Source organism: Bradyrhizobium sp. 147 (assembly GCF_023073935.1).
Taxonomy (GTDB): Bacteria; Pseudomonadota; Alphaproteobacteria; order Rhizobiales; family Xanthobacteraceae; genus Bradyrhizobium.
Map to the genome: position 1 here is coordinate 44625 of NZ_JADPKL010000055.1, position 16537 is coordinate 61161.

General features: G+C 63.4%; 12 protein-coding genes and 2 pseudogenes. 5 read left to right on the plus strand and 9 right to left on the minus strand.

All coding sequences use genetic code 11. The features are described from left to right. Positions 1-46: 46 nt before the first annotated feature. The 4 genes from IVA87_RS12590 to IVA87_RS12605 form a co-directional block, all read right to left on the minus strand. On the minus strand, positions 47-1723 hold the full coding sequence (locus IVA87_RS12590; RefSeq protein WP_247333746.1) for a mucoidy inhibitor MuiA family protein: 1677 nt from the start codon (positions 1721-1723) through the stop codon (positions 47-49). Positions 1724-1948: 225 nt separating this feature from the next. Continuing rightward, positions 1949-2584, minus strand: a complete 636-nt coding sequence (locus IVA87_RS12595; protein ID WP_247301596.1) for a GNAT family N-acetyltransferase — start codon at positions 2582-2584, stop codon at positions 1949-1951. A gap of 22 nt (positions 2585-2606) precedes the next feature. After that, positions 2607-3257, minus strand: a complete 651-nt coding sequence (locus tag IVA87_RS12600) for a CoA transferase subunit B (protein ID WP_247280156.1) — start codon at positions 3255-3257, stop codon at positions 2607-2609. After that, a complete protein-coding gene (locus IVA87_RS12605; RefSeq protein WP_247301594.1) occupies positions 3257-3994 on the minus strand; it encodes a CoA transferase subunit A in 738 nt (245 codons plus the stop codon). Before IVA87_RS12605 ends, IVA87_RS12600 begins: the two co-directional genes overlap by 1 nt. 287 nt (positions 3995-4281) lie before the next feature. Here IVA87_RS12605 and IVA87_RS12610 point away from each other — a divergent pair, with 287 nt between their 5' ends. After that, positions 4282-6174, plus strand: a complete 1893-nt coding sequence (locus IVA87_RS12610) for an AsmA family protein (RefSeq protein ID WP_247333788.1) — start codon at positions 4282-4284, stop codon at positions 6172-6174. A gap of 95 nt (positions 6175-6269) precedes the next feature. Here the strand turns inward: IVA87_RS12610 and dctA are convergent. Together dctA and IVA87_RS12620 are read right to left on the minus strand one after the other, a co-directional pair. Then, a pseudogene (gene dctA / locus IVA87_RS12615) lies at positions 6270-7655 on the minus strand (C4-dicarboxylate transporter DctA). A gap of 54 nt (positions 7656-7709) precedes the next feature. Continuing rightward, positions 7710-8783 carry a 4-oxalomesaconate tautomerase gene (locus tag IVA87_RS12620; protein ID WP_247333747.1) on the minus strand — a complete coding sequence of 358 codons (1074 nt, stop codon included), beginning with the start codon at positions 8781-8783 and terminating at the stop codon, positions 7710-7712. A 104-nt stretch (positions 8784-8887) separates the two neighbouring features. Here IVA87_RS12620 and IVA87_RS12625 point away from each other — a divergent pair. The 4 genes and pseudogenes from IVA87_RS12625 (at position 8888) to IVA87_RS12640 (ending at position 13498) form a co-directional block, all read left to right on the plus strand. Further along, positions 8888-9879 (plus strand): annotated as a pseudogene (locus tag IVA87_RS12625) (LysR substrate-binding domain-containing protein). A gap of 403 nt (positions 9880-10282) precedes the next feature. Further along, positions 10283-11668, plus strand: coding sequence for an ABC transporter substrate-binding protein (locus tag IVA87_RS12630; RefSeq protein ID WP_247333748.1), 1386 nt, complete (start codon positions 10283-10285; stop codon positions 11666-11668). Positions 11669-11762: 94 nt separating this feature from the next. Continuing rightward, a complete protein-coding gene (locus IVA87_RS12635) occupies positions 11763-12635 on the plus strand; it encodes a sugar ABC transporter permease (protein WP_247280158.1) in 873 nt (290 codons plus the stop codon). Further along, on the plus strand, positions 12632-13498 hold the full coding sequence (locus tag IVA87_RS12640) for a carbohydrate ABC transporter permease (protein WP_247301587.1): 867 nt from the start codon (positions 12632-12634) through the stop codon (positions 13496-13498). Before IVA87_RS12635 ends, IVA87_RS12640 begins: the two co-directional genes overlap by 4 nt. A 123-nt stretch (positions 13499-13621) precedes the next feature. On the opposite strand, the gene IVA87_RS12645 is transcribed toward IVA87_RS12640, so the two are convergent. Genes IVA87_RS12645 through IVA87_RS12655 form a run of 3 tightly spaced genes read right to left on the minus strand, consistent with a single transcriptional unit; the run spans position 13622 to position 16522 of the window. After that, positions 13622-14434, minus strand: coding sequence for an ABC transporter permease subunit (locus tag IVA87_RS12645; protein WP_247301586.1), 813 nt, complete (start codon positions 14432-14434; stop codon positions 13622-13624). A gap of 4 nt (positions 14435-14438) precedes the next feature. After that, positions 14439-15353, minus strand: a complete 915-nt coding sequence (locus IVA87_RS12650) for an ABC transporter permease (RefSeq protein ID WP_247333749.1) — start codon at positions 15351-15353, stop codon at positions 14439-14441. Beyond that, positions 15350-16522 carry an ABC transporter ATP-binding protein gene (locus tag IVA87_RS12655; RefSeq protein WP_247301584.1) on the minus strand — a complete coding sequence of 391 codons (1173 nt, stop codon included), beginning with the start codon at positions 16520-16522 and terminating at the stop codon, positions 15350-15352. The genes IVA87_RS12650 and IVA87_RS12655 overlap by 4 nt, the downstream gene beginning before the upstream one ends. Positions 16523-16537 lie beyond the last annotated feature (15 nt).

Genomic DNA, 16537 nt, shown 5'->3' on the forward strand with positions numbered 1-16537 from the left:
TGCGGCGCACTTCACCTGTCCCTACGGGAGAGGTGAAGAGACACCGTCAGCCGGCCGGTGCGATCACCATGCTCTTGTCCTTCGGCCAGCGGATGCGCCAGGCGAAGTTGATGTCCTTGGACTCGCCGGGCTTGGCGTCGAACGACCATTCCATCACGCCACGCTTGTCGCGGATGTTGCTCGCGGTGGGCGGCGTGCTTGCGGGCAGCATCTCGACCACGATGTCCTCGTTCTCGCTGACCGGCAGCTGATCCTCGATCGCAATCTTGATCGGGAAGTCGTGTCCATTGCGGATCGTCGTCTTGAACGCGCGCTCGTCGGTCTTCGACGTCGTGACAAGGAGACCCGCCGACCCCTCGTTGCGCTTGAGCACCGCGCGCTCGATCTTAACCTTGTCGTCGGCGCCGAAGCCGAGCCGCACGATGTCGTCCTTGGCCGACGCCATGATCTTGCCGCGGCCGACGAAGACGCCGTCGCGGTAGATCGCGACCTTGCCCGGCAATAGAGTCGCCTCGTCGGTCTGCCTGAAGCTGGCTTCGAGGAAGGCGGTCGGGTCCATCACCGGGGCGGCACGCACCGCCAGATCGGCGGGCACATTCACCGAAGCAATACGGAGGCTCTTGGCGCCTTCGGCGGCGCCGAGGCTGACCCGCCCGGGAATCTTGAAGGTAGCCTGGAAGTCCCCGATCTCGGCAACCGCCTGCTGCTCGTCGGCGCGTTCACGCGGCTCGGCCGATTCGGCCATTTTCGAAAGATGGGGCTGCATCTGACGTGCGACCGGCGCGGGCCGCGCCAGATCGGAGACCGTTCCTGCAGCCAGCGGTTTCGCCACCTGCGGATATTGCGCGACCAGCGAATTCAGCTCCGGGGCGCTGCCGCCGCGGCTAATGCGAACGGTGGAGACGCCGAGCGTCACGTTGGACCAATCCTCGCCGGTTGATTGCGTGACTTCAGCGCGGCGGACCAGCTCGAGCTGCGGCATGCGGTCCTTGGCGCCAGTGTCGAGGCGCGCGTCATAGAGCGGCAGCCAGCGCGCATTGCGCACGGTATAGGTCACCCGCAGCGTCGCCTTGGTCGCGGCTGCCGAGGCGACGTCGATCCGCACCTCCAGCTTGCTCGGCGGCTTGGCCGAACGCTCGGCCTCGAGCTGCGCGATCTGCCGATCGATCTCGCGCTGTTTTCGCGTGGCCTCTCGGATCGCAGTGTCGGCGGTCGCGATCTCGTCGGCGACGGCGGCAAAGGCCGCGCGCCACTCGGTGATCGGCCGCGCCTCGCCCTTGTCGCCGAAACCGGCAGGAGAGACTTCGGCAAAGCGCTGAGCGAATTTGCGCCGCGCGACCGCCGCATCGATTGCTCCTTGCAAATCGGAGCGTTCGTCCTTGAGCGTTTCGATGCGCTTGTCGAGCTCGGACAGGTTGACCGGCGGCGCCGCACGCGGCGGTCGCGCGTCGATGGTGCCGATAGTCAGCTTGGCGCCCGCCTCGCCCTCGACGCGGAGGGAGGACGGATCGAGCGAGAGCGGAAAGTCCTTCGCGACCAACGTACTGTCACCGGAGGCCAGATCCAGCGCGATGACACGGGTCACGGTGGCACCATCGGGATAGACGGTGACGGTGTCGATAGCCGATGTGGCGTCCACGTCGGCGGCCCATGACGGCAACGCCGCCGCCGAAGCCACTAGGACCAGACTCGTCGTCGCCAGATATTTTGCGATGGTACGCATGAATTTCCTCCCTGCCGATATCGACGCGTCACCAGCCGGACGCGCGAAAAGATGACTCGCCATCGTGATGAGACGCGGCAGGGAAGGAACCGGTTCGATTGGGGTTTCGGTGGGGCGCTGCGGTCGCGCCGGGCTGGCGCGAACTCGTCAACGGCAGCATCGATCCAATCGACCATGTCGCGGGCGCGGAACAGCTTTCCGATAAGTCGGCCGCGCCGCAGCGGGCTAGATTGTCCGCACGAACATGCGAAAGCCGGGCGCGCCGATCAGCGCCTCGAAATCGGGATCGCGCTTCTCCTCCGCGAACACGAATCCGGCCTTGCTATAGGCACGTTCGGCGGGCTCGTTACCGATCAGAAACGATATCGTCGCCCGGCCAAATCCAGCCGCCCGCCCTTTATCCAGCGCGTGCCCGATCAGCGCCTGCACCAGGCTGCGACCGCGATAGGCGGGATCGGATGCGATATATTCTATCATCCAGTCGCCCTCGCCGCCCTGAACCCAGCAGGCGCGCGTATAGGCGCCGCGTCGACGGATGGCTTCCAGCTCCAGCGCGGCGAGCCCGGTTGCACCGGCGACTTCCTCGATCGCGCGCCAGGCCGAAGGTCCGGTGCCGGCCGCCGGCAGCGCGGATAGCGCGGCGGCAGGCATGCCATCGATCTCGGCGATCAGGAATTGCGAGACGTGCCACATCGACACCGCGTCTGCGACGGTGATGCGCGCGATGAAATCGAGGCACTGCGCTTCGGGGCAGCCGAGCGCGACGTCGAACCAGCCACGCGTGCGGTAGCCGCGCTGCGATGTCAAAATGGTTCGTGCGACAAAACCGGCGTCGTCGGGACGCGCTGACCGTATCGTCATGCGCGCCTCCATTGCGACGGCCTTACGTATTCTTCAGCGCAACGCGGAATTCGGCTTCGGTCTTGGCCTTGACCTCCTCGAGCGAGACGCCGTCGGCGAGCTCGATCAGGGCCATGCCGCCGTCGCCGTGCTTGTCGATAGTGAAGACGGCGAGATCGGTGACGACCATGTCGACCACGCGCTCGCCGGTGAGCGGCAGGTTGCACTGCTTCAGGAGCTTCGGACCGTCCTTGGCGGAATGCTCCATCACCACGACGACGCGCTTGACGCCGGCGACGAGGTCCATCGCGCCGCCCATGCCCTTGACCATCTTGCCGGGGATCATCCAGTTGGCGAGGTCGCCGTTCTGGGCCACCTGCATGGCGCCGAGGATCGACAGATCCATGTGACCACCGCGGATCATGCCGAAGGAATCGGCGCTCGAGAAATAAGACGTCGAGGGCAGTTCGCTCACGGTCTGCTTGCCGGCGTTGATCAGGTCCGCGTCCACCTCGTCTTCATAGGGGAACGGGCCCATGCCGAGCATGCCGTTCTCGCTCTGGAGGCTGACGTCAATGCCATCGGGTATGTAGTTCGAGACCAGCGTCGGGATGCCGATGCCGAGATTGACGTAATAGCCGTCGCGCAGTTCCTTCGCGGCGCGCGCGGCCATCTGTTCACGGGTCCAGGCCATCAGATTTCTACTCCAGTGCCGGCCGCCTGCGCCGCCGTCGGACGCGGGCGGGTGTTGCGGAATTCGATGCGCTTCTTGGCCGTGCCGACCTCGACGATGCGCTTCACGAAGATGCCGGGCGTGTGGATGTGGTCGGGATTGAGTTCACCGGCCGGAACCAGATGCTCGACCTCGGCCACCGTGATCTTGGCGGCGGTCGCCATCATCGGGTTAAAGTTGCGCGCGGTCTTCCGGTAGATGAGGTTGCCGGCGGTGTCGCCCTTCCAGGCATGCACGATGGCGAGATCGGCGAACAGGCCACGCTCCATCAGATATTTCTCGCCGTCGAATTCCTTCACTTCCTTGCCTTCGGCGATCAGCGTGCCGACGCCGGTCTTGGTGTAAAAGGCCGGGATGCCGGCGCCGCCGGCGCGAATGCGCTCGGCCAGCGTGCCCTGCGGATTGAATTCGAGTTCCAGCTCGCCGGCGAGGAATTGCTGGGCGAACAGCTTGTTCTCGCCAACATAGGACGAGATCATCTTCTTGATCTGCCGGGTTTGCAGCAGCCGGCTGAGCCCGATACCGTCGACGCCGGCATTGTTGGAGACCACCGTCAAGCCCTTGACGCCGGACTCGCGGATCGCGTCCGACAGCTCCTCGGCGATGCCACAGAGGCCGAAGCCGCCCGACATGATCATCATGTTGTCTTTGAGAATGCCTGACAGAGCCGACTTGGCGTCGGGATAGACCTTGTTCATGCAAATGACCTTCGACTGAACGTTCGGCTTGCGGGCGTCGCGCCTTATTGGCGGCGATTATTAGGCGAAATTCTCCGAAGCCGTCAATGATACGGGGTTCTCCGATCCGTGGCCGGGTGATAGAAGCTGCCCACGCCGTGGGCAGAATCGTCCGCGGCCTTGAAAGCGACAAGAAAACCCATCAAGTTGCGGGACTTAACATAATAGGGCTTGGGCATGGGCACGCAGGTTTCCCGACCCGTCCTTCTGGCTCCAACGACCAACCCGATCAGGACATGCCATTGACCATGGCCCAAGGAATGAAGCGCCTCGGGACCCCGATCGCGGCGCTGCTCGGCGTGGCGCTGATCGCCCTGATCGCGACCTCCTGGCTCATTAACCGTGACGCGCTGCGCAAGGCGGTGGAAGCGCAGATCCGCGACGTGACCGGGCTCGAGCTCAGTGTCGCAGGCAACATCGACATTTCGGTCCTGCCGGCGAGCTATATCTCCTTCCGCGACGTCGGTCTCAAGGGCGGCGGCGCCTACGATCCCGCGCTTCATGTCGACGTCCTCACCGCCAATTTGCGGCTGCTGCCGCTGCTGTTGCAACGGTTCGAGATCGCCGACCTGACGCTGCTGCGGCCGCGCATTCATGTCAGCCTGAAGCCGGACGGCGAGAGCAACTGGACGCCCTTCATCCAGACCATTGCGCGCACCATGAAGCCCGGGGCCGACAATCAGGTGTCGTTCTCCGAGATCAGGATCCAGGACGGCGTGCTCAATTACGAGGACGTTGCCACGCGCGCCACCGAGAAGCTAGAGGACATTGACCTGTCGCTGGCCTGGCCCTCGATCTCGCGCTCCTTCGCCGCGACCGGACAGTTCGACTGGCGGGGCGAGCGCGTCGATGGCTCGATCAGCTTTTCCGATTTCGTCGCCGCCCTCTCCGGCGAGCGCTCAGGATTGAAGGCGCGGATCGCGAGCGCGCCGCTCAAGCTCGCCTTCGACGGCACCGTCGCCAACCGCACCAGCCCGATGATGGAAGGCACGCTCACCATCGACAGCCCGTCCTTGCGCAATGCGCTACGCTGGACCGGCCAGCCGCAGCCCGCCAGCGGCGGCTTCGGCCGTTTCGCGCTGAAGGCGCGCGCCAACGTCGTGGGTGCCTCGATCGCGCTCACCAACGTCAATGTCGAGCTCGACGGCAATGCCGCTGAAGGCGTGATGACCTACGCCAATAACGGCCGGCAGACCCTGCAGGCGACGCTCGCCGCTGACGCGCTCGACTTCACACCCTATATCTCGACCTTCCGCCTGCTCGCGAGCGGCGCGCGCGACTGGAACAGGCAGCTGTTCGATCTTAACGGGCTGTCGACCACTGACCTCGACATGCGCCTGTCGGCGGCAAAGCTGACGGTCGGCCCGTCGAAGCTCGGCCGCACTGCGATCGGCGCCAATTTGCGCAACGGCACGCTGGCGCTCTCGGTCGGCGAGGCCCAGGTCTATGGCGGCATCGCCAAGGGTTCGTTCGGCATCGCGCGCGCCGACAGCGTCGCCGACATCAAGGCGCAATTCCAGTTCACCGACGTCGACCTCCAGGCTTGCGCCTCCGAACTGTTCGGCCTCAACAAACTGTCCGGCCGCGGCAACATCAACGTTTCGCTCTTCGCCTCCGGCTCGAGCCCGTTCGGCCTCGTGCAGTCGCTCGACGGCAGCGCCACCGTCACCGGGCATGACGGCGCGATCTCGGGCTTCAATGCCGAGCAGTTGCTCAAGCGGTTGGAGCGGCGGCCGCTGTCGGGCGGCGGCAATTTCCGCAACGGCTCGACCCCCTACGACAAGCTCACCATCGCAGTGAAATTCTCCGACGGGATCGCCACCGCCGAGGACATCCGCATCGAAGGACCCGCGGCGAAGATCACGCTGACCGGCACCGCCTCCGTACCGACACGCGAATACGACATGAAGGGCGTCGCGAGCCTCAACACGGCGTCAGGCTTTCAATTGCCCTTCATGGTGCAGGGGCCCTGGGACGATCCCCTGATTTTCCCCGACCCCGAAAGCCTGATCCGGCAGTCGCCTGCGGCCTCTCCCTTCCTCGATCTCCTGAAGCAGCGCATTACCGGGGGCGGAAAGCGCCCGGCGCAGGACGGATCGCCGACGGCGGAGAACGCGAAGGAGGGCGCCAAGTCCAACTAGAGTGATCAACCTCGCTCTGTTAGGTTTGGCAGCCCGCGCGCGACAGGCTCGATTTGCCAAATCCAATACTGCGACGGATTTCATGCAACGCGGCGTCAAGCGGCCGATTGCGTCGTCGAGATCCAGCTCTTGTCCTCGTGCACCCTTGTTGCCCCGTCGATCTTCGTCCCGGCCGCAACCTTGATAGTGCCACTCTGTCCCAGTTCACGGGCCAGCACCTCGCGGTCACAGGCGTCCTCCCACAGCGAAATGGTGATGGATGCGACACAGTTGCTGATCATGCTGGTCAGCGCCCGCGCCTCCGACATGAAGCGGTCGATGCCGACAAGCAGCGCCACGCCGGTCACCGGCAAATCCGGCATGACCGAAAGGGTCGCGACAAGCGCGACGAAGCCGCTGCCGGTGACGCCTGCCGCCCCTTTGGAAGTCAGCAGCATCAGTCCGAGCATTGCCGCAATCTGCCCCCATGACAGGTGAATGTCGCAGGCTTGCGCAATGAAGATGGAAGCCAGGGTGAGATAAATGGCGCTGCCGTCCAGATTGAAAGAGTAGCCCATCGGCAACACGAGCCCCGATACGCCTTTCCGGCATCCGAGTTGCTCCAGCTTGCGCAGCGCACCAGGCAACGCCGGCTCCGACGACGACGTGCCGAGCACGATCAGCAGTTCTTCCTTGAAGTAGCGGACAGTCTTCCACAGGCTGAAGCCGTTAAGCCGCGCCAGCGTGCCAAGCACGACGACCACGAAGACGGAGCAGGCGATCTAGAACGTCAGGATCAGCAGTCCGAGCGAACCAATCGAATGGATGCCGTAGCGCCCCACCGTGAACGCCATGGCTCCAAAGGCGCCGAGCGGAGCGAGCTTCATGATGAAGCCGAAGGACACAAACAGCACCTGTGAGAACGAGTCGACTGCCTTTGTCACCACCACACCGCCATCGCCGGCACGGCTTAGGCCAAAAGCGATCAGGACAGAAATCAGTAGCACCGGCAGCACTTCGCCATCCGCAAACGCTCCAAAAAACGGATGTGGGATGATGTGCAGCACGAACTCCGCGAATCCGGTCGCACCTGCCTGCTTGATGAATTTCGCAGCCACCGACGGATCCAGCGTACTGACGGCCACATGCATGCCGACACCCGGCTGGATCAGCGATACAGCGAGTAACCCGGCCAGCAGCGCCAGCACAGTCAGCAGGTAGAACAGCGCCATGGATTTCACCAGCGTGCGGCCGATCTCGCGGGAATCGCTGATGCTGTTGATGCCGCTGACGATAGTGCAGAACACGATCGGCGCGATCATCATCTTGACCAGCTTGACGAAGCCGTCGCCAAGCGGCTTCAGCGCGGCACCAAACTCAGGCCACAGATGGCCCGTGAGGACACCCAGCATCAGGCCAATCAGCACCTGGACATAGAGAATCCGGTAGAATGGCTTCCCCGCCGGCGTGTTCGGGTGCCCGACCAGCGCTTGCTTGTGCATTCTCGTTTCTCCCATGGCTCTGATTTTTCTTGATGGCTTCGAAGGCGGCGGGCTTCAGGCCGCCAGCACCGAATGAGGCACGTGCGATCGACGGGCGAAGACATGGCCCTCGAAAATTCGCCGGGCCGTCCGCTGCACCCGGGCAATTGGGCCGGGCTCCAGCCGAACGACGAGCTGGCCCGAGGGATGGGCGAGCGTGATCGGCACCGGCAGCGCCAGCGGCCCGACCATCTCTGCGGCGATCGTTCCGGGCGTCACGCAAGCAGTCGCGATCGCGACAGCGCCGGTCACCGACAGCGCGCTATGGCAGTCATGCGGCATGAAGTACCGGATGTTCAACGCCGCCTCGCCCGCAGGCGCCATCAGAACCGGCTTCGGGATCACCATTGTCGCGGAGTTCGGAAAACCCATCCGGCGTCCCGCCTCGATGCGCAAGTTCTCTAGACACGCGCGGAAGCCGCTGTCGGTGAAGCCCGAGGGCGCCTCACGGCCGGTGCAGCCCAGATCCGCCGCGCCGACCAGCATGACCGGCATCGCCGCGTCGATGCAGGTCACGTCGATCCCTTCGATGCAGTCGACCGGACGTCCCGTCGGCAGCAGGCGACCGGTGCGTGCGCCGGCGGCGTTGGGGAAGGACAGTTCGATGGGCGCGGCCGTTCCCGGTACGCCGTCGATCCGCGCCTCGCCCTCGTAAGTCACCCGCCCGCCGGGGGTGGCAACGGTCGCATCAATCAGCTTGCCGGTGTTGACATTGTGGACACGCACATGGGTGCGATCCGCAGTAGCGGCGACCAACCCGGCTTCGATTGCGAACGGCCCCACCGCCGCCAGCATATTTCCGCAGTTCGGCGAGGTGTCGACGACCCCTTCACGAACACGGACCTGCGCAAACAGGTGGTCAACATCGGCGCCGGGTACCGAGGCCGGCCCAATGATCGCGACCTTGTTGATAACGGCATTGCCGCCGCCGATTCCATCGATTCCAAGATCGTGCCCACCTCCCATCACGGACAACAGGATCGCGTCGCGTAACCTGGGATCGGCCGGAAGATCGCGGGCGAGGAAGAACGGCCCGCGCGAGGTACCCCCACGCATTACCACACAGGGGATGGCAATCTGATCGTTCATGGACCTCTTCCGTTCGGCGACGTCTTCGCTCGACCAGAACATCCTCCCTCTGAACTCTTTTGTGAAATGCAAATATCCGATGTATTATTCCGCATATCGATATAATGGAGGCTGCCATGAACGCAGAACTGCTCGACCTCAAGGCGTTCATCACGGTCGCGGAGACGGGAAGCTTTGTTCGCACTGCCAAGGCGCTGAACCTGTCTCAGCCGGCGCTCAGCCGACGCATTCAGAAGCTGGAAGAAAGCCTCGGTGCGCCGTAGCTCGAGCGGTCGACGCGCCACGTCAATCTCACCATGACGGGCCGTGACTTCCTGGCGAAGGTGCGCCGCCTCATCGACGAGTTTGAGACCTCGGTGCTCGCCATCCATGATATCGGCGCGCGAAGTTCAGGCCTAGTCTCGGTGGCTGCGGTGCCGACAGCAGTATTCTATTTTCTGCCGCGTGCGATCGGCCGGTTTGCCGAAGCCTATCCGCGCATTCGCATCCGGATTCTGGACATCGGTGCCAATGAGGGACTGGAAGCGGTCGCGCGCGGAGAAGCCGATTTCGGCATCAATTTCATTGGTGCTTCGCATGCCGAGATTGACTTTGAAAAACTGGTTGAGGATCCTTTCGTCCTGGCCTGCCGTCATGACCATCCGCTGGCGTCACGCAAGCAGGTAAGCTGGTCGGAAATTGTGCCGCACCGGGTGATCACCGTCGGTCGCAACAGCGGCAATCGCGCATTGATCGACAATGCGCTGGCGCGACACGGTCTGCAGCTGAACTGGTCCTATGAAGTCGCTCATCTCTCAGGTTCGCTTGGCCTGGTCGAAGCGGGACTGGGCATTGCCGTGCTACCGAAGCTCGCGACTCCCGCTGCCGATCATCCGATCATTCACACCATTCGGTTGATCGAGCCGGAAGTGTCGCGGACGATCGGAATCGTGCGCAGGCGCGGGGCGACACTACCCCTCATGCCAGCCAATTTCTCAAGATGCTGCTCGAGGCATGGCGTTCGCCTTCCCGGACCAGCGGGCAAGGCAAGGCGCGATCCCGATCCGCTGAGGCAAGTTCGCATGCCATTTCAACAGGGCTGAAGGGGAAACGCTGACAGTTTGCCGCTAAGCGGTGCAAGTCCGTTCCCCGACGAACCTGAGCTCGTGGATCAGCCGCCCGTATCCTTCAGAGACATTTTGGCTCCCGCAGCCGGAGCGCCGCGGCGTTGCAAGCCGGCTGCGTTGCGTTCAGTCCTCATACCGCTTACAACAGCTGAGACTTTCGCTGGCGGCGAGCGGGTGTGTGGAGCTGCGCATGGGCAGGCCAAGCCAGAACGCACAAGGCGAATTGATCGCTGCGAATTGATGCGGCGATTGGATCGATACGCGGGTTAAGCATCTCCGCGAGGCTCTATCCCACGACATTGGTCTGACAACATGGCGCTAGATCAGACTTCCGCCATGCGCTAGTGTTTTATACGACCGGCTAAAAACACCGGTCGTTTGAGGGAGAAAAACGTGAGATCCAAGTTTATTGGCGCAGTATCATTGGCGGTCGCTGCGGTTGGGCTTTTCGCCGCCACTGCACCCGCCTTTGCGCAGCAGAAGACGATTACGGTCTGGTGGGGCAAGGGCTTCTATCGCTCCGAAGACGACGCGCTGATCGAGACGATCAAGAAGTTCGAAGCCAAGACCGGCATCAAGGTCGAATTGTCGCAATACGCGATCCAGGACATGATTCCGAAGACCGTCGCGGCGCTCGATGCCGGCACCGTGCCCGATGTTGCCTACTCCGACTCCTATGACGTGCAGGCGCAGGGCAAGTGGGCATACGAGGGCAAGCTCGAGGACCTCACGGATGTCATGGAGCCGATCAAGGGCCGGTTCGTGCAGAACACGCTGGACGCGTCGATCCTCTACAACGATGTGACCAAGAAGAAGGCCTATTACGGCTTCCCACTGAAGCAGCAGAGCATGCATGTCCAGATCTGGAACGACATGCTGGAAAAGGCCGGCTTCAAGCAGAGCGACATTCCGACCGATTGGACGGGCTATTGGTCGTTCTGGTGCGACAAGGTGCAGCCGGCGATCCGCAAGGCGACCGGCCAGCGCATCTATGCCGTAGGCCAGCCGATGGGCGTGGAATCCACCGATGCCTTCCAGTCGTTCTACACCTTCATGGACGCCTACCACGTCAAGCTGGTCGACGACGACGGCAAGCTGCTGGTCGATGATCCCAAGGTCCGCGAGAACCTGATCAAGGCGATGAAGGACTACACCGACACGTACATCAAGGGCTGCACGCCGCCGTCCTCGACGACGTGGAAGGATCCTGACAACAACGTTGCCTTCCACAACAAGACGATCGTGATGACCCACAACTTCACGATCTCGATCGCGGCGAAGTGGTTCGAGGACTCGCAGAACCAGGCCCTCACCCAGGAACAGCGCGACGCCGGCAAGAAGGCCTATGAGCAGGACATCATCACGGCGTCCTTCCCCAAGGCGCCGGATGGTTCGACCATCCGCTACCGCTCCGACGTCAAGACCGGGCTGATCTTCACCGCGGCCAAGAACAAGGCCGAGGCCAAGCAGTTCATCAGCTTCCTGCTCCAGGAAGAGAACGTCCGTCCCTATATCGAGGGCGCGCTCGGCCGCTGGTTCCCAGTGACGAAGGAAAGCCAGGAAAGCCCGTTCTGGCAGGCTGACAAGCACCGCAAGGCAGTCTACACGCAGTTCAAAGGCGGCACCGCCGCGTTCGACTTCACCAAGAACTGGAAGTTCACGATTCTCAACAACGAGAACGTGTGGGCCAAGGCGATGAACCGGGTAGTAAGCGAGAAGGTTCCGGTCGATAAGGCCGTCGACGAACTGATTGCCCGCATCAAGCAGGTCGCGGGTTAAGTCATCCGCCCCTCTCCCCGCGTTGCGGGGAAAGGTATAAGAACAACACCGGCCGCGTTTCGCGGCCGGCTTCTCTTTGAAGAGTTCGAAAAGAATGGCGATCACGCTTTCTGGCGATCAGGCAATTCCCGGCCCGCCTCTGTCGTCGCGGCTGACCCCGGCGCAGGTCTGGGGCATCGTGCTGCTCGCGCCCTACCTGCTCGTTTTTCTCGCCTTCGTTGTCTATCCCGTCTGTTACGGGCTGTGGCTGGCGCGCGCTCCGGCGAACTACGTCGCGCTGTACAACGACCCGATCTTCGCCCGCGCCGCGGTCAACACGCTGATCTTCCTGGTCATCGGCATCAATATCAAGATGCTGATCGCGCTGTTCTTGTCCGGCTTCTTCGCCCAGCAGCGCACCTGGATCAAATGGCTCTCGGTGATCTTCATCCTGCCCTGGGCGGTGCCGTCGATCCCGACCATCCTGTCGGTACGCTTCATGCTCAATCCGGAATGGGGCATGATCAACCACCTCATCTTCTCCTTCACCGGCGATGACGGCCCGAACTGGCTGAACGATCCGACCGTGGCGCTGAGCATGGCGATCGCCGTGCACATCTGGAAGTCGCTGCCGTTCTGGACGCTGATCCTGATCACCGGCCGGCTTGCGATCTCGCACGATCTGTTCGAGGCCGCCGAGGTCGACGGCGCGAGCTGGTGGCAGAAATTCCGCTACATCACCTGGCCGTCGATGCAGACGCTGTACGTCACCTGCACGCTGCTCTCGATGATTTGGACGCTCGGCGATTTCAACAGCGTCTATCTGCTCACCGGCGGTGGCCCGGCCGACCTCACGCACGTGCTGTCGACGCTCGGCATCCGCTATCTCCGGCTCGACCAGCTCTCGCTGGCGATGGCGTCGATCGTCTGTGCGATGCCGTTCGTCCTGCCGCTCGTGTACTTCATGATGAAACGGTTGTCGCGATGAAGCTCCCCGGCGTAAGCGAATTTTCTTGGCGTGACGTCGCGACCGAAGCGCGGCTGCTGCTGATCGGCATCCCCGTCTTCCTGTGGACGATGATCCCGATCTATCACATGTTCCTGTTCGCGATCTCCCCGAAGGAGGACGCGTTCTCGGGCAAGCTGTGGCCGGATCATCCGACGCTGCATAACTTCGAGATCGTGTTCAAGCAGCAGCATTACTTTCTGCGCGACTTCTACGTTCAGTTCTGGAATTCGACGGTGATCGCCGTCTCCGTCGGTGTGCTGACGCTGTTCATCGCGACCGCGGCGGCGTTCTCGATCTCACGGCTGAAGGTGCCGGGCGGACGCGCCGTGCTGAACCTCGCGCTGTTCACCTATTTCATCCCAGCGGCGTTTCTCGCCGTGCCGATGTACCGCACCATGGGCAATTACGGCCTGCTCAACAATCACTGGTCGCTGATCCTGGCTATGGTGACGATCGCCAGCCCCTACGCGATCTGGGTGCTCAAGCAGGCTTCCGACAAGCTGCCGGTCGAGCTGGACGAGGCCGCCGTGATGGACGGCGCGACGACGCTGCAGATCTTCCGCCTGGTCTACCTGCCGCTGATGATGCCTTCGCTGGTCGCGATCGGCACCTACGCGGTGCTGCTCGCGTGGAACGAATATCTCTACGCGTTCCTGCTGCTCTCCAACGACCGTGAGATCACCCTGCCCGTCGCGCTCGGCAATTTCCTCGCCGCCGACGATTCGCCTTGGGAACTGTTGATGACGACCGGCTTCATCTACGCGCTGCCACCGGCCGCGGTCTATTACGCCTTCCGCCGCTACATGGTGGGCGGACTCACGGCGGGTGCGGTGAAGTCGTAAGCGTGCACGTTCGTCATTCCGGGACGGTGCTTCAGCACCGGACCCGGAATCTCGAGATTCTCAGGTGCGCAATTGCGCACCTGAGTTCGATGCTTCGCATCGCCCCCCGGAATGACGATCGGCTCACAGCGGCGCCGCGCTCTCGCCCTGTGAGCTCGACAGTTTCGAGGCGAGCGAGGCGATGACGATGACCACTGCGATCAGGGCGATCACCAGCGTGCAGATCGCGTTGATCTCCGGCTTCACCCCGAGCCGCACCTCCGAATAGATGCGGATCGGCAAGGTCGCCGAGCCGGGGCCGGTGGTGAAGCTCGCGATCACGAGATCATCGAGCGACAGCGTGAACGCCAGCATCCAGCCGGCAACGATCGCCGGCGCGATCAGCGGCAGCGTGACGGCCGCGAACGCGCGGACGGGGTCGCAGCCGAGATCCATTGCGGCCTCCTCCAGCGAGCGATCGAGCGAGCCGAGGCGGGACTGCACCACCACGGCGACGAAGCACATCGTCAGCGTGGTGTGGGCGATCGTCACCGTCCAGAAGCCGCGCTCGGCGTTGAGCGCGACGAACAGCAGCAGCAGCGACAATCCGGTGATCACCTCCGGCATCACCAGCGGCGCATAGAGCATGCCGGAGAACAGCGTACGTCCGCGGAAGCGTTCACCACGCGACAGTGCGACCGCGGCGAGCGTGCCGAGCAGCGTGGCAATGGTCGCGGACGAGACCGCAACCCGCAGGCTCATCCAGGCCGCCTCGATCATGGCGCGGTCATTGAAGAACTCGTGATACCAGCGCAGCGACCACCCACCCCACACCGTCACCAGACGCGAGGCGTTGAAGGAATAGATGACGAGGATGAGGATCGGCAGGTAAAGGAACGCCAGCCCGAGCGCCAGCGAGGCGATGTTGAAGCGGGAGAGACGGGAGAGCTTGCGCATCGCCTCACCGCCATTGTTCCAGCTGCCGCTTCTGGAGCCGCTCATACAGCAGCAGCGGTAGCAGCAGCATCACCAGCAGCACGATGGCCGCCGCGGACGCGACCGGCCAGTCCTTGTTGGTGAAGAATTCGAGCCAGAGGGTCTGGCCGATCATCAGCGAGTTGGACCCGGCCAGGAGATCCGGGATGACGAATTCGCCGACAATCGGGATGAAGCACAAGAGCACGCCGGCGCCGACGCCGGGCAGCGACAGCGGGAATGTGACGAGCCAGAACACCTGCCACGGCGGCGCGCCGAGATCGCCGGCCGCCTCCTCCAGCGCCCGCTCCATCTTCGCGAGCGTGGCATAGAGCGGCAGGATCATGAACGGCAAATAGGAATAGACGATGCCGATATACATCGCGCTGTCCGTGGAGAGCCACACCACGGGCTGGCTGACTAGATGCAGTGCCAGCAGGATCTGATTGAGCAGGCCATCGTGCTGGAGGATGTTGATCCAGGCATAGATGCGTATCAGGAACGAGGTCCAGAACGGCACGATCACCAGCACCATCGCCACCGCCTGCCAGCGCTTCGGCAGCCGCGCCATGCCATAGGCGATGGGGTAACCGATCAGGAGCAGGAGCGCGGTCGCCGTGACCGCGACGATGAGACTGCGCACATAAGCGAATACGTAGATGTCGTCGGAGATCAGCAGCCTGAAATTGTCAATCGACAACGCAGCAAGGGCTGTCTTCAGCGCTTCCCATCCCGCCGTCACGTCGAACACGGGCTCGTAAGGTGGCTGAGCAATCGCGGTCTGCGACAGGCTGATCTTCAGCACGAAGGCGAACGGCACCAGGAAGAACAGCGCCATCCAGACGTAAGGCGCGATGGCAGCAAAACGCGCCGGCCGCGCGAAGATGCGGCGGGAGCTCATGACGGCAGCACCACGCAGTCGTCGGGCGTGAACCAGGCGATGACTCTCTGGTTCACACTGTAGGCATCGACGTCGAGGCGCGCGCTGTTGACGACTGAAGCTTGCACCATTCCGCCGTCGTCGAGCTTCACCTTATAGGTGGTGGTGCCCCCGAGATAGCTGATGTCGGCGATCACGCCGTCCAGACTGTTGATCGCCGTTTCACGGCCGGCCTCAAACACCGGCCCGCGGCGTGCGAGCTTGACCTTCTCGGGCCGGATTGCGACCGACAGTTTCGTCTTGCCCACCGGCTCGCGCGGCTCGGCCGCCACCAGCGTGCCCGCTTCACGGGTGGCGATCACCAGGCGATGCCCGTCGCGCAGCCTGAACTCGCCGTCGAACAAATTGATGTCGCCGACGAACTCGGCGATCCAGCGCGAGCGCGGCGCCTCGTAAAGCTCGCGCGGGGTCGCGACCTGCGCGAGCTTGCCGGCGTTCATTACACCGATCCGGCTCGCCATCGTCATCGCCTCTTCTTGGTCGTGGGTGACCATGATGAAGGTCATGCCGAGCCGGCGCTGCAGCTCCATCAGCTCGGCTTGCGTGCTCTCGCGCAGCTTCTTGTCAAGCGCGGCGAGGGGCTCGTCGAGCAGCAAAAGCTGCGGTCGGCGGGCCAGCGCACGGGCGAGCGCGACGCGCTGGCGCTGGCCACCGGAGAGCTGGTCCGGCTTGCGTTTCTCCAGCCCCTCGAGCTTCACCAGCGCGACCATCTCCGCAACGCGCGCGGCAATGTCGGCGCGCGCCATACCGGCGCGCTTCAGGCCGAACGCGATGTTGTCGCGCACCGACAGATGCGGAAACAGCGCGTAGCTCTGGAACATCATGTTGATCGGACGCTCGTGCGGCAAGGCCTGCGCGATATCCTTGCCCCCGAGCAGGATGCGCCCCTCGTCCGGCGCCTCGAAACCGGCGAGCATGCGCAGGAGCGTGGTCTTGCCGCAGCCGCTCGGACCAAGCAGCGCGAAAAACTCGCCGGCCCTGATGTCGAGCGACACGCCGTCCACGGCACGGAACGTCCCGAAGTTCTTGGTGACGCTCTCAATGCGCAGCAACGGCTGCCCGGCCACCGGATGTTGATCTCCGCTGGCCGCATTGGCCGCGGCGTCTGGTCTGGGCAACTCGTCCGTCATGTTCCCTGCCAACCC